12 protein-coding genes are annotated in these 13,008 nt (G+C 52.0%); 3 read left to right on the top strand and 9 right to left on the bottom strand.

Features of this window, described 5'->3' with window-relative positions:
- The first annotated feature begins 231 nt into the window (after positions 1-231).
- From VCU37_RS08755 to VCU37_RS08745, 3 genes are all read left to right on the top strand, one after another.
- Positions 232-1,368, top strand: coding sequence for a cell wall-binding repeat-containing protein (locus VCU37_RS08755; protein ID WP_336250268.1), 1,137 nt, complete (start codon positions 232-234; stop codon positions 1,366-1,368).
- A gap of 131 nt (positions 1,369-1,499) precedes the next feature.
- Complete coding sequence (locus VCU37_RS08750) at positions 1,500-3,725, top strand: cell wall-binding repeat-containing protein (protein ID WP_336250267.1); 2,226 nt, start codon at positions 1,500-1,502, stop codon at positions 3,723-3,725.
- A gap of 198 nt (positions 3,726-3,923) precedes the next feature.
- Entirely contained in the window at positions 3,924-6,050 is a 2,127-nt protein-coding gene (locus VCU37_RS08745; RefSeq protein ID WP_336250266.1) for a cell wall-binding repeat-containing protein, read from the top strand.
- Between the two features lie 67 nt (positions 6,051-6,117).
- Here VCU37_RS08745 and VCU37_RS08740 read toward each other — a convergent pair whose 3' ends face one another.
- The 9 genes from VCU37_RS08740 to VCU37_RS08700 form a co-directional block, all read right to left on the bottom strand.
- Entirely contained in the window at positions 6,118-7,296 is a 1,179-nt protein-coding gene (locus VCU37_RS08740) for an EscU/YscU/HrcU family type III secretion system export apparatus switch protein (protein WP_336250265.1), read from the bottom strand.
- Positions 7,297-7,298: 2 nt separating this feature from the next.
- Positions 7,299-8,066: a flagellar biosynthetic protein FliR gene (locus VCU37_RS08735; RefSeq protein ID WP_336250264.1), complete on the bottom strand. Its 768-nt coding sequence runs from the start codon at positions 8,064-8,066 to the stop codon at positions 7,299-7,301.
- Between the two features lies 1 nt (position 8,067).
- Positions 8,068-8,337: a flagellar biosynthetic protein FliQ gene (locus VCU37_RS08730; protein WP_336250263.1), complete on the bottom strand. Its 270-nt coding sequence runs from the start codon at positions 8,335-8,337 to the stop codon at positions 8,068-8,070.
- Positions 8,334-9,287 carry a flagellar type III secretion system pore protein FliP gene (gene fliP, locus VCU37_RS08725; protein WP_336250262.1) on the bottom strand — a complete coding sequence of 318 codons (954 nt, stop codon included), beginning with the start codon at positions 9,285-9,287 and terminating at the stop codon, positions 8,334-8,336. Before fliP ends, VCU37_RS08730 begins: the two co-directional genes overlap by 4 nt.
- Positions 9,288-9,399: 112 nt before the next feature.
- Positions 9,400-9,897 (bottom strand): flagellar biosynthetic protein FliO, encoded by a 498-nt coding sequence (locus VCU37_RS08720; protein ID WP_336250261.1) that lies wholly within the window; start codon positions 9,895-9,897, stop codon positions 9,400-9,402.
- A 20-nt stretch (positions 9,898-9,917) separates the two neighbouring features.
- Positions 9,918-10,937 carry a flagellar motor switch protein FliN gene (gene fliN / locus VCU37_RS08715; protein WP_336250260.1) on the bottom strand — a complete coding sequence of 340 codons (1,020 nt, stop codon included), beginning with the start codon at positions 10,935-10,937 and terminating at the stop codon, positions 9,918-9,920.
- A 6-nt stretch (positions 10,938-10,943) separates the two neighbouring features.
- Positions 10,944-12,026 carry a flagellar motor switch protein FliM gene (fliM, locus tag VCU37_RS08710; protein WP_336250259.1) on the bottom strand — a complete coding sequence of 361 codons (1,083 nt, stop codon included), beginning with the start codon at positions 12,024-12,026 and terminating at the stop codon, positions 10,944-10,946.
- Between the two features lie 24 nt (positions 12,027-12,050).
- Positions 12,051-12,548 (bottom strand): flagellar basal body-associated FliL family protein, encoded by a 498-nt coding sequence (locus VCU37_RS08705; protein WP_336250258.1) that lies wholly within the window; start codon positions 12,546-12,548, stop codon positions 12,051-12,053.
- Between the two features lie 21 nt (positions 12,549-12,569).
- Positions 12,570-12,818, bottom strand: a complete 249-nt coding sequence (locus tag VCU37_RS08700; protein WP_336250257.1) for a flagellar FlbD family protein — start codon at positions 12,816-12,818, stop codon at positions 12,570-12,572.
- Positions 12,819-13,008 lie beyond the last annotated feature (190 nt).

Genomic DNA, 13,008 nt, shown 5'->3' with positions numbered 1-13,008 from the left:
TGAAGGGGTGGTTGAATGGTACGCCGTCGCTTGAACGGGGGTATGTCTATGGTGGACCAACTCGTATTGGGGATACCCAAGTTGAGCGGTTAACGAAGTCATAACCGTGTATTTACGTGAATGGCACCGGCACAGTCGGTGCCATTCCCATTACCGCTAGTAATAAAAACTCAATCGAATGGACAATCTTTACCATTTCGTTTCCTTCCTTCCTCGCCTATAGTCCAGTACATGGTTTCCTTAACGTGGTTTCGCACACTTACCTGGTGTTCATTGCTCGCAACGGGTTTGACTGTGTCGAACCCAGCCCATGCGGCGCCTTCTTCCTTAGCCCATGCCCCCGATCATGACGATGCGCATGAGCCGTTGGCCTATGAGGGCAGCGCCACTGAAAATGTGGATGTGGTGTTCCCACCAGATACCGATAGCCCTATCAGTGACCCACCTCCGATTGCGCTGCCTGGCGGTAACCCTGACCATAAGCCTGTGCGTACCGTTCGTCGTATCGCAGGGGAAACGCGGTTTGAAACGTCGGTGAATGCATCTCAGGCCCAGTTCGCCCATAGTGCGAATGCCGTGGTGCTTGCCCGTAGTGATGTGGTTGCCGATAGCGTGTCTGCTGGACCGCTTGCTAAGGCAGTCAATGGCCCAGTCTTATTAACACAGCCCACAGCGCTACACCCTGCGACTGCGGCAGAAATTCGGCGTCTATTACCAAGGGGTGGCAAGGTTTATCTGATGGGTGGTCCCGTCGCTATTTCGGCTCAAGTTGAACGAGAAGTGGTGAAACTTGGTGTCACCGTTGAACGGATTGCTGGGCCAAACCGAGCTGCCACAGCGACAGAGATTGCTCGTCAACTGGTAGCAAAGCGCTGGGTATCAAGCGTATTTCTTGCCGATGGGAATGACTGGAAAACCTCACTGATCGCAGCACCTACTGCAGCAACCTTGCACGGGGTGGTGCTCGTATCGTCGGGGCGGACGCTCCCACCAGAAACGAAGCAGTTCTTTGATGACCACATTGGTATCCCAGTAAATACGGTTGGTGCGGCCGCCACCCAAGCCTGGCCAAGTGCAGCGCACGCCTTCACGGCACATACTCCAACTGAGTTGAGCGTGGCCTTAGCAAAGCACTACTTCCCGATTCTGGAAACCCTCGGGGTAGCAACCGACGTTGACTTTGCTGATGCCCTTTCCGGTGGTGCACATATTGGGATCGCTGATGGCCCTCTCGTCCTTATTGGCTCGTCATCAACTGAACCAGTTGAGGAATGGTTAGAAGACAACTTAACACTCCATACGATCGTGGTGTACGGGGGGCGCAGCCGAGTTAGCGACGAGTTGGTAGACGATATTGTTGATAACTAATAGATAGTTTTCTGATAGTTATGCTAACTATAGTTAGGGTTTTGCTAACATAGCGCATTGAGCGCATATACAAAAAGTCATATTTTGTGAATATAAAGCAACCCTGGTGGGTGGCACTTAATCTGCCTGCCATGGACATTCGAACAACTTCATCACTTGCTCTGGTCGCACTTGCAGCGACTACGTTTTCATTGCCACTTAGTAGCCCCGCAGTTGCACAGTCATCCGGGGACATGTCGGAGCCGCATGCGTGTGCACCGTCCCCAGATAATGAGTTGGTCCTGCGTGTTGGTGCCAATGGATACAAAAGCATCCTTCAAGCCATCTTCGCAGCCAGGCAGTGCAAACATACAGGCGACCTCGTAATTGAGCTTCATGAAGGCGCCGACGATTACCAGTTACCCCACGAGATCCCGGCTGGGTTCAACCATGTGCACATTCGAGGTGTAGACCCCGGAATCACCGTCACCCAACCGAAGTACGAAGACAAACCGATTGCAGTGGCGGTCGTATCGCCACTGGTTATCGAAAACCTCACGGTGGACATGGCAGGTGATCTGTTCGATCCTGAAAACAATCTCTCGATCATTCGCAGCTCCTTTTCGGGCAAAGGAACGGTCGTAAAAACGAGTAAGAAAACGAACAATAGTTTGCGGCTCACCATTAGCCGCAGCAACTTCACTAACGTAGGTATCGCACACGTCAACCAGCTCATCCATCGTGTTGAGCTGGCATATAACACCGTATCTATCAATGAAGGTGGCTCGGAACCCATCCTTGAACTTGGGCCACTAGTGGATCTTGGGATCGGTTCCCGTATCGAAGACAACACCTTCACGGTGGGCACCAACGCCTTCACCGGTCCAATCGTCAAAGTAGCGCGCCCGGGTGTTTCGATAACTCGCAATGCCTTTGTCGGTCAATCTGAACAGGTAGCGGCTATCGAACTTGAGGTCCCAGGGGTTGGCAGGACCCTCGGAGACAATGCTCTGCCACGAGCCATTCGTATCCATCGAAATATGTTCACGGAACTCACACCGTTCCGTCAGAATCAACCTGTCGCACCACGTAATGACCAGGTCATTCAGGAGCTGCTGGCATCAGATGACGTGGTTGTTGATATGAGATACAACGATGTGTCTCACACCTCATTAACAGAGATTCGCCCTAGTGGGCAGTTCCTGCCACAAAAGCACTACGTTGAAGCATGTAATTATTGGGGTGCCAAGGGTATGGAATTGGCAACCGCTGACCCAGACCGTCGGGTCTTGAAGGAGTGGTTTACTTCCATAGGGCCAGATGATCAATACGAAGCGGTATGTGTTCCAGCAAAGACACTGAAGCCGCAAATACCTGATCAGCCAGCACCCGGGCGCCCGAATCCCAACGGGAATGGTGGTGTAGTGCCTGGTCCAAGTACCCCTGGAAATAACGCCGGTGGTGGCACCAACCCCAGCGGAGATACCAATATTGCTGGCGATGATCCCATGAAGCGATTTGGTTCAACCACCCGTTTTGAAACTGCGGTTGCGGTTTCAATGGCGCAATACCCAACCGGTGGGGCTAAGGCCGTCATTTTGGCCCGTAGCGATGTCGCTGCCGATAGTGTTTCTGCGGTGCCCTTGGCTAAAGCCATCGATGCGCCTGTTCTGCTCACCCAGCCCGACCAACTCCATACCGCAACCGAGGCTGAAATTAAGCGCCTTCTTCCCAATGGCGGGAAAATCGTGCTCATGGGTGGCCCGGTTGCAATCAATCAGTCAGTTGAGGATCACCTCGTTAAACAGGGGTACACGATTGAACGGATCGCTGGAGCGAACCGTGCAGGTACGGCAGTTACCACGGCTGAACACCTCACCACCATGGGGAAGGCCAAAGCCGTGCTATTGGTGGATGGTGCTGACTGGCAGCCTGACCTGATTGCCGGACCTGCTGCCGCCCAGGTAGAAGGGGTGACCTTGTTGACGAATGGTGCGGCAATGGCCGATGAAACCGCCACATTCCTAGCAACGCATGCAGCCTTGCCGGTTACCGCCATTGGTGCCCGTGCGAAACAAGCAGGGTCTGTTCAGTCCAGTGTGGTTGCTGATGACCCGTCTGCGTTAAGTATTGAGGTGGCAACACGGTTCTTCCCGAAGGCAGAAGCCGTTGGCTTTGCAACTACGGCAACCTTTGCCGATGCACTCGCCGGTGGTGCACACATTGCTAAACAAGGCGCCCCGTTGATCTTGCTCCCAGGTGAAACACCCGCTGTTGTCCGCAATTGGGTTAAAGCAAATGCCGGTATTAAGACATTCTTTGTCTATGGGGGAACAAAGGCTATTTCTGACGAACAAGTAGAGGCACTTCATTCATAAGTCCTGCCTCTAGATGATGGCACCGCCGTACGTGGTGGTGCCATCATGGTATCTATTGATATATGCAATAATCGGTAAAGTTCTACCTCGTAATATTGGAGTAGGTTTTGGTGTGGTAATTATTGACTATAGATAACCAAGGATAGTAAGAGGTAGTGAGAGATAGACATCTAGAGGTTGTTACCTATAGTCGTGAATATGACTATTCAATTCAAAACTCGTAACGCTCTGCTTATCACACTTGCTACAGCTTCAATGCTCGCTCCTGTGGCGCTACCCTCTGTGGCGATCGCGCAGGAACAAGACATCAATATCGCGCAGCCTATGGGTAACAACGTAATTGATGTTATTGGTCGTAATGGATTGGCTGACGCGATTGCTCGTGCGACAGCAACCCTGGAAGATCCATCAGTAGGAACGGTAACTATTACCATTCGTAATGGTCAGCCTCAACAACTCCCTGATTCTATTAAAGCTAACGGGAAGATTGTTATCGTAGGTGTGGATGTTCCGGCGGGTGCTGATGGTGCGGATAATGTTGCACGTCCCTTGCTTACCCTTACCGGTGAACGGACTGTTCATGTAGAGTCGCCGCTTGAAATCCGTGGCGTTCGAATTAACATGCAATCAACAGCATTTAATGCTGACAGTGACTTAAAGATTGCGAATAGCTATATCTATAACAGCACCACTGATCCCATTGCGGCTGTTATGGTAAATGATAGTAGTAGTCACAAGAATAATACAATTGACATTGAGCAGAGTACATTCTTTGCAAGTCGTATCCTTTATATGGATGGACCTATTAAGAATATCCGAATTGTTAAAAATCGGTTTGAGGGAAATGTGATTAGTACTAATGATACGACAATATCATTGGGTAGTACGCAATCTCATCCTGGGCAAGTGGTTATTGAAGGGAATAGTTTTCAAGTACGAAATAGCCATATGAATGCACAAAATATTCTGGTATCTCGTCCTAATGTAGGGATTTATCGGAATGAATTTATGGCTTCAAACCCAGGTCAACATTTTTCTGCAATCAAGATTAATAATGTTGCCAATAAGAACCCAATCAACAATGTCAATATTGTCTTGAACCAAATATTCACGTCCTATGGGGTCCTCAGCGCAGGTGATGACCAGCCACTCATGCCGGGTGCGTTGAAGATTAACTTCAACAGTTTTGAGCGGTCTAAGACGATTTTGCCGATCACCCTTCCCAACAGCACCAAAGACCATACGACGGTTGACGCGAGAATGAATGTGTGGCCAGCTGGATTTGCGCCCGAATCGGTGTATGCAAAGGTCACCGAGCCCATCACCAAGGAAGCCTTCAATAAGGCGAGTGAAGGTAAGGAGTTGCCAAAGATTCCTGCACCCCAGCTTCCCCCTGCTCAGCCATTGCCCCAGCCAAACCCAAGTCCTTCCAATCCCATTGCCCCTGCAGGAAGTCGAAACCTTATTCGTATTTCGGGTGAAACACGCTATGAAACCTCTGTAGCTGCATCGCGGCAAGCCTTTGCGAATGGTGCACAGGCCGTGGTGTTGGCCCGTGGGGATATTGCGGCAGATAGTGTGTCTGCAGCGCCACTCGCAACGGCTGCGAATGCGCCAGTATTGCTTAGCCAGCCCGATGTGTTGCACCCGGTAACTGCGGCAGAAATTACACGCTTGAAGGCAAAAACGGTGTACATGATGGGTGGCCATGCCGCACTCTCCCAAGCCGTTGAAGACGCCGTGGCCAAATTGGGTGTAAAGGTGGTGCGTATCGACGGTGCAAACCGTGCTGCGACCGCCGTTCATACGGCTGAACACTTAGCCAAGATGGGCAAGGCAACCCAAGTCCTTGTCGCTGATGGTGCCGACTGGCAGACGAGCCTGATTGCCGCTCCCGCAGCCGCAGCGGTCAGCGGGATAACCCTCTTGAGCAATGGTGCGACAATGGCGCCAGAGACTAAGGCCTTCTTAGATACGCATACCACGTTAAAGGTCACCGCTATCGGCGATCAGGCGATAACAGCTACCCCCCGTTCAACGATGAAGATTGCTGGTCGTAACGCTGAACAACTTGGTGTTGATGTGGCCAAGCACTTCTTCACCAAGCCCAAGGCGTTCGGGGTGGCAACCACCGCAGACTTTGCTGATGCGCTTACCGGTGGCGCCCATATCGCCGGTGTTGGTGGACCGTTGTTGCTCTCCGCACGTGAAACAGCGAAGACGGTTATTGACTGGTCAAAGGGCCAGGCCGATGTTGGCAATGTGTTTGTGTACGGTGGCACTACCCGTATCACGGATGCACAGGCCGAGGCGTTCATTAAGTAGTAGTCGAAACGTTGAGGTAAGCGGCTAGGGGCAAGAAAACACGAAAAGATGCTGTTAGCCGCTTACCTTATGGGTTGTCACTGAGTTCGACGTGGGCTTGCGGTGCGGCTCCGCGCTTTTGGGGTACCCGTTTGCGTTTATAGCGCAAGAGGTCTTCGTGGTCCTCCGCATACGGACTTTCCATCCAGGAGGTATCGGTGCCCTTGGCACGCATACTCCACACCCAGGCGAGCACTTGGGCCATAGCCTCGTAGAGCTCTTCGGGGATCTGTTCATCAATTTCAACGACACGATAGAGCGTCCGTGCCAATGGAATATCGTGAATAATCGGCACCTCATTATCAAGGGCAACTTCACGAATACGAAGGGCAAGCTCGCCTTGGCCTTTTGCGACCACCCGTGGAGCACCAACAAGTGGGTCATAGGCGATGGCTACAGAAAAGTGCGTTGGGTTTGCGATCACTGCGGTTGCGTCAGCGGCAGCCGCCATCATGCGGTTGCGAGACATGGCCATCTGTCGGGCACGCCGCTGGCCTTTAACGTGCGGATCCCCTTCTTGCTGCTTGTATTCTTCTTTGATTTCTTGCTTGGACATCTTGATTTGGTCACGTATTTGTTTGCGACTCACCAGATAGTCCACACCGGCGATACAGATACCCACCACCACCATGGTCTGTAACAGGTGAAGGGCGGCTTGGCCGATGAGGAGCGCTGACCCCTTGGCTCCGGTACCAACCCCGATATGAATGAGCGTATGAATAAGCTCAACGGCAGGGCTATAACACACATAGGTGACGGCAGCGATCTTCAATATATTCTTAATCGTTTCCCACCCTAAACGGGTGGGTTTGAACATGTTTTTTATTCCTCCAACGGGGTTGAGTTTCTTCCAATCAAACTTCAGTTTTTTGGGGGTCCATCGCACCTGCGCAAATTGGGCGGCGACGTTAATAATTCCCAGGAGGAGCACAATCGGCGCGGCAATCGTGATCGCAATCGTTGCCATTTCACCTAAATAGGCCAGCATGGCGATCTGGTCCATTTCCGTGTCATCTAATCGGGTAAACCCTTGACCGAGGTTATTCAGGAAATAGTGGATTCCAGTTGGAGCCATTACGGAGAGCGCCAACACGCCGAACCATCCGCCAAAATCATTTGAGCGGGGAATCTGGCCTTCTTTTCGGGAGTCTTTGATTTTTTTCGGGGTTGGCTCCTCGGTCTTTTCCCCGCCTTGTCCTTCAGCCATACTCACCCCCCGAAGAGGTTAAATCCTGCGGTTAGCCCGTGATTGATGAGGTTGGTGAGTGCGTTAGGTAACATCCCAAAAGCCAGTGTGGTTACCAAGATGGCGACCCCAACCTTGAGCGGTGCCAGTGCTAACATCACGTTCATCTGTGGAGCAGCTTTGGCAATCAGGCCTTGGGCAATCTCAATCACAAAGGACACTGCGATTGCGGGCAAGGCAATTTCTACGGCGGCCAGAATGAATATCAGAATGGCCCGTGTGGCGACCTCTTCGACATTGCCGACGGTCATGGACGTGGCTTCAGGGCTAATAACATCGAATGTTCGCAAAAATCCACGCACCAAGAGGAGATGGCCACCAATGGCAAATAATAATCCAGTGGTGAGGTTCCCGTAAAAGCGGGCAAAGCCGCTAGCCATTTGCCCCGTGGTTGGGTCAAATGCCGGGTTGATTGAGATACCGCCAAACACATCGATGAACTCACCGGCAGCTTGCATCGCACGAATCAAGATATTGGTAAAGACCCCAAGTATCACCCCGACAGCCACGTTGATGACTACTGCATTGAGTAAGGGCGCAATATCGGTAGGTACCAGTTCGGTGCGAATCGTTGGGCCGAGAAATAGAGCGAGTGCGAGTGCAAAACTAACGCGAACGCGCACTGGCATGGCTCGATTATTGAATGGTGGGCAGGTGAGCATCCACGCACTTGCCCGCACCATGATGAGTACTCCACCGAGTACCCAACCGGCGATAACGGTGATATCCATTTCAGCTAATCAGATTGGGTATCTGGTTGAATAACCCGATCGTGAACTCGATGAGGATACGCAAAAACCAGTGCCCGGCTAGTACGAAAATGGCGGCCATCGCAATGAACTTTGGCACGAAAGTCAGCGTAACTTCTTGGACCTGGGTGACGGCTTGTAACAGGCCGATGATCAACCCGATAACCAGCGCAACGAGGAGAAGCGGTGCCAAGATTTTGGCGGCTACCATCATGGCGCTTAACGCAATTTGTAAGACATCAGTATCGGTCACGCAAAACTCCTCAGGATTGATTGCACAACGAGCCCCCAGCCGTCAACCATCACAAAAAGCAACAGTTTGAACGGCAGTGACACGGTGACGGGGGGCAGCATCATCATGCCCATGCTCATCAGCACGGCGGCCACGATCAGGTCAATCAACAAGAAAGGAATATTGATGACAAAGACCATGATGAAGGCCGTTTTAATTTCACTCAGTACAAATGCAGGCATCAGTGTGGTGAGTGGAATCTCTTGGGGAGAAGCTGGGCGGGTATCGCCGCTGGCCCCAATAAAGAGTTCGAGTTCATCATCCCCAACTTCATGCATCATGAATGTACGAATGGGAGCTTGTGCATTGGAGATAGCCTGTTCAACGGTGATTTCAGCATTCAAATACGGTTGAATGGCCGTTTCATTGACCTGGGTCAAGGTTGGTGTCATCGTGAATAAGGCAAGGAAGAGGGCAAGGCCAACAACCACTTGGCTTGGCGGCACGCTCGGCATCCCGATCGCATTTCGTGTGGCACTCAGCACGATAACAATGCGCGTAAATGATGAGAACATCATGAGCAAACTCGGTGCCAAACTGACTACAGTCAGGGTCACCAAAATGGTAACGGCCTGACTGGGGCGGTTGATGCCATCAACATTTAATGAAAATTGGTTGGCATTTCCTGTGGATTCCAGAACCGGTACTTGTTCACCAGCCGTGGGGGACTGCACACTTGGCACACCGGGGTCGAGTTGATTCTGCCCTGCATTCAGGGGGTCACCGATGTCTGGCTGGGTGAGCTGGGCACCAACATCAACATTTTGTGCCTGGGCGGGGGTTCCCGGATCCATCATCATCACCAGCACTGCCAAGACAGCACCCAACATCAGCACCACACCGAGTTGGATAATGGCGCTTCGTACCAGTGCACGAGGCACCTTGGTAGGAGATTGGGACGGTTGGGGCACGGACTAAACCTTTTTTGCTGGATCAATCAGAGGGCGGGACGCTCGTGTCCAACACACCTCATCTGTGCTTGGAAGGGCGTGACTCTCTCACGTTCCAAGAAGGCGTGTGACCTTAATCGGCTTGGCGGTGACGGAGTTGAGCCGCTCGAATAACCGCTGGGTCGATTGGGTAGCGTTCAAGTTCACCGGGTACAGAACCCGTGTCTTGAGGTTCAGCATCACGATCACTGCCTAGATCTTTTAACAGGCTCACGTGTTGATCGGTTACGCCTACCACGAGGCGATGACCGTCCACACTGATTGTGGCCACCTTGGCTTGACGGGTGAGGGGCGCTATCTGTTCGATATGGATACCGGACACATGAGAACGCTCCTGTTGAGACGATGAGGTTCGTCTACCACCATGTCGGGTACCGCCGCCATATCCAAATCGTTTGAGGAGGTGGGTGATAATAATCAGTAACCCTGCGGTCACCCCAAGGGCAATAACCACTCGGATTGCCAGGCCGGTCGCTTCAATAGGGTGGCCCTGCCCGACGACAGGCGCTATCCAATCCCCGAACGGGACAACCCAGCCAGGTGAACCCTCAAACGAAATGTCGGCTGCCATTGTGCTAACGGTAACCGTTGTTAGCCTTCACTTGCTAATTCAAGGGCATTGGCTTTGGCTAAATCAGGCATCCCCATGATTTGGGTGATCCGCACCCCAAACTCTTCATCAATCACAACAACCTCACCGCGCGCAATGAGGGTGCCGTTCACAACCACATCAACTGGTGCCCCTGCGGAACGGTCCAATTCAATGATAGAACCAGGGGTTAATGCCAAGACATCACGGACCGTCAAACGAGTACGCCCTAATTCAGCCGTCACCCCAAGTTCGACATCACTCAGTAACGCCATTGGGTGCGGGGTCCCCCCAAGCTGGCCATAGTCATCAAAGGCAGCAAACTCGGCAGGGTGGGCCACCGCATTGGGCGGCATCATAGGCGCATCGCCGGGGGTGCGCCCTAACGAAGAGGGCAGGTCGTTTGGGTTGATGCCGGGAACGATGGGGCTTTCAAATCCATCATTGGTACGGCTCCCTTGAGATTGTCCTGACATGGTTCCTGCTTGTTGGCCAATGGATTGAGATACGGGTGCCGCATTACCTTGGGCGGCTTGGGGCGTTGAAGTGGTTGATGACGGCGTAGGCGCGGTGGCGCCGGCTTCTTCTCGCATTGCGTCAGTCACGACTAAACGAATGGCAATCGTCGCGCGATGTTCGTCGCCGTCGAGAAGTTGAACCCAACGGGTTTCCCCATCGGCGGCTTTGAGTACGCCTTGAAGATCATCAACAAGTTGAGCCGACCCAACATCAAGTGGGGCACCGCCCACGAGATCAGAAAGGACTGCGGCAGCCTGGCCCACAGGACCGTCAAGTGCTGCGTCAACCGCATTGTCTTGTTCTACGAGGACATCTGCAGCACCTTGGTCAATTGCAACGGCAAGAAGATATTCACCAACGGTCCAGGTCAATGCCGTTGGGTTCTCAGGCAAGGTTGGAACGCCGTCAGCTGGTTCGGCAATCGTAAAATCCCAGCGTGATGGCAAGGTGACAGCGATACCTTGAGCCAGTGAAGCAACGGTGAGGTCAAGTACGGTACTCATCGGTGATTACTCCTGGAAAACCTGTTCATCATCAATGGTGTTGATGAAATCTTGAGGCATTGGTGGGTCGAGTGCTTCAGCAGTTGTATGTTCAACCGTTGTCGCAATGAATTCGGCGGGTTTACGTAAAAATGGGTTATTTGATGAATCAGTAATGACCATGCAACTCAAACGGTTACCAGAACGGCCTGGTAGCGCTTCAAAACATGGTTGGTCACCAATTTTGACCGTGAGTGGATCTTTCACGCGGTGGCTTAAGGGAAGCACATCACCGATACGTAAATCAATAATTTCTTCTGCGGCCACGCTGACGGTGTTGAACTCCACACGAACTTCAACCTTTGCCTGTTCAACATGTTCGCGTAACCGCAACCGCACTTCGGCCAGCTCTTCCGGTTTATGCTCATTTGCCTGCTTGCTCTGGGTAAACGCAATCAGGGCAGGTTCTAACATGTTGTAGGGAAAGCTCAGTTTGATCTGCCAGCTTTCATCTTCAATAGACAAGGTGTACGTACCGGTAACAACCATGTCAGACAGGCTGAGTAACTGGGCAAACTGTGGATTCGATTCGTAACTGGCAATACGGCCATCAACCTTCATAAAGGATTCAAAGGCGTATTTCAGTTCCCGGACCCCTCGGTCAAGCAAACCACGAAGGACGTTTACTTCAATTTCGCTCATTGGCCGTGAAGCATTCGTCGGAAGGCCTTGCCCACCGAGGAGGCGGTCAACGACATTCATGGCACAGTCTTGGGGGAGGTGCAACATCCCGCGCCCTGGCAATGGATCTACGGCAAGAATCCCAAGAAAGGTTGGGTTGGGCAGTACTGAAATGAACTCGTCGTAGGTTTCTTGTTCGATGCTGTCTACAGAAATGGGACAGATCGTACGCAGGGTTGACGAAAAAATGGTTGAAAGCTGACGCGCAAAGGTTTCATGCACAAGCTGCAAGGCGCGTACATGGTCACGGGTGACCTTGTTCGGGCGCTTGAAGTTATAGGCCGACACGTGGCGTTCATGCACCATACCGGTCACGTCGCGGGTGAGTACCACCGCGTCGTCAGGTTGCGAGTTTGCAGAAGCAGCCATAAGAGCACAAAGAGAAAGGAATCGTTAGACAGATTGGGTGACGAACTCGGTGTAATACACAGCCGATACCGCATCTGCACCATACAGCTCATTTAACCGTTCACGCAGATGATCCTTTGCCACTTCCTTAATGGCAGGGTCGGATAATTCTTGAACGGAAAGACGTGAATAGAGTTTGATAATCTCGTCGTTAATGGCAGAAGTCGAAAAGGTCGCTTGATCGACTTCGGGGCCAAATTGCACACTGATTGAAACCTTCAAGAATCCAGAGTTCTGCGCAAGGTTTACCGTAATGGAGTCGATATTGACGGTTTTTTCGGCCAGTGGTGGTTCGTGCGTTGCGACCGCTTCGGTAGGCATATTCGTCGCATTGGGATCGGGGCCAATCAGCGGCGTTTTAAACCACAAATAGGCGACCACGGCACCGATAATAACAACAAGTACCAATGCAATAAGAATTAGTTTTTTCTTCTTCCCACCAGTGGGTTGTTCATCTTGAACATCTTGTTCTTTTTTAGCCATCGGGGCTGAATCCTCTCGCGTTTACTTCTGGTCAGATGATTCGCCGGCCACTCGGCGTGGTACGGAGTGGGCAACGGGCACACCCGCCGAAGCGATAACGGCTGCCCTAAACCGAATGATGAGTCGCGTAATATCTCGTGCGCTTTCACGAACGACCAGACGTTGGCCATCAATGAGACTAATCAAGGTGTCTGGGGTTTCTTCAACAACCTGGATGAGATCTTCATTTAGGTAGAAGGTGGTGCCATTGAGGCGGGTTAATTCAATCATTAATCCCTCTGGGTTCACGATTACATTCGGCCTGGATAATCGGCAGGGGAGGGCAGTGGCTTAGAGTAATAGCACCGGGAGTTCGACATTCTTCACCCACGGGGTGTAGACGGCATTGGGCCTCCCACGTCATGCGGGAGGCCCAATGAATCACGGAGAGAGAGAATTGTCGTGATTGGGTTGAGCGTTG

The sequence above is a fragment of the Stomatohabitans albus genome (assembly GCF_036336025.1).
Classification (GTDB): Bacteria; Actinomycetota; Nitriliruptoria; order Euzebyales; family Euzebyaceae; genus Stomatohabitans; species Stomatohabitans albus.
This window is presented reverse-complemented; position numbering and strand designations above follow the sequence as displayed.

Excerpts from the sequence above, each read along its gene's own strand:
- VCU37_RS08755 (WP_336250268.1), top strand. The coding sequence starts at position 232 with ATGGTTTCCTTAACGTGGTTTCGCACACTTACCTGGTGTTCATTGCTC.
- VCU37_RS08750 (WP_336250267.1), top strand. The coding sequence starts at position 1,500 with ATGGACATTCGAACAACTTCATCACTTGCTCTGGTCGCACTTGCAGCG.
- VCU37_RS08745 (WP_336250266.1), top strand. The coding sequence starts at position 3,924 with ATGACTATTCAATTCAAAACTCGTAACGCTCTGCTTATCACACTTGCT.
- VCU37_RS08740 (WP_336250265.1), bottom strand. The coding sequence starts at position 7,296 with ATGGCTGAAGGACAAGGCGGGGAAAAGACCGAGGAGCCAACCCCGAAA.
- VCU37_RS08735 (WP_336250264.1), bottom strand. The coding sequence starts at position 8,066 with ATGGATATCACCGTTATCGCCGGTTGGGTACTCGGTGGAGTACTCATC.
- VCU37_RS08720 (WP_336250261.1), bottom strand. The coding sequence starts at position 9,897 with ATGGCAGCCGACATTTCGTTTGAGGGTTCACCTGGCTGGGTTGTCCCG.
- fliN (WP_336250260.1), bottom strand. The coding sequence starts at position 10,937 with ATGAGTACCGTACTTGACCTCACCGTTGCTTCACTGGCTCAAGGTATC.
- fliM (WP_336250259.1), bottom strand. The coding sequence starts at position 12,026 with ATGGCTGCTTCTGCAAACTCGCAACCTGACGACGCGGTGGTACTCACC.
- VCU37_RS08705 (WP_336250258.1), bottom strand. The coding sequence starts at position 12,548 with ATGGCTAAAAAAGAACAAGATGTTCAAGATGAACAACCCACTGGTGGG.
- VCU37_RS08700 (WP_336250257.1), bottom strand. The coding sequence starts at position 12,818 with ATGATTGAATTAACCCGCCTCAATGGCACCACCTTCTACCTAAATGAA.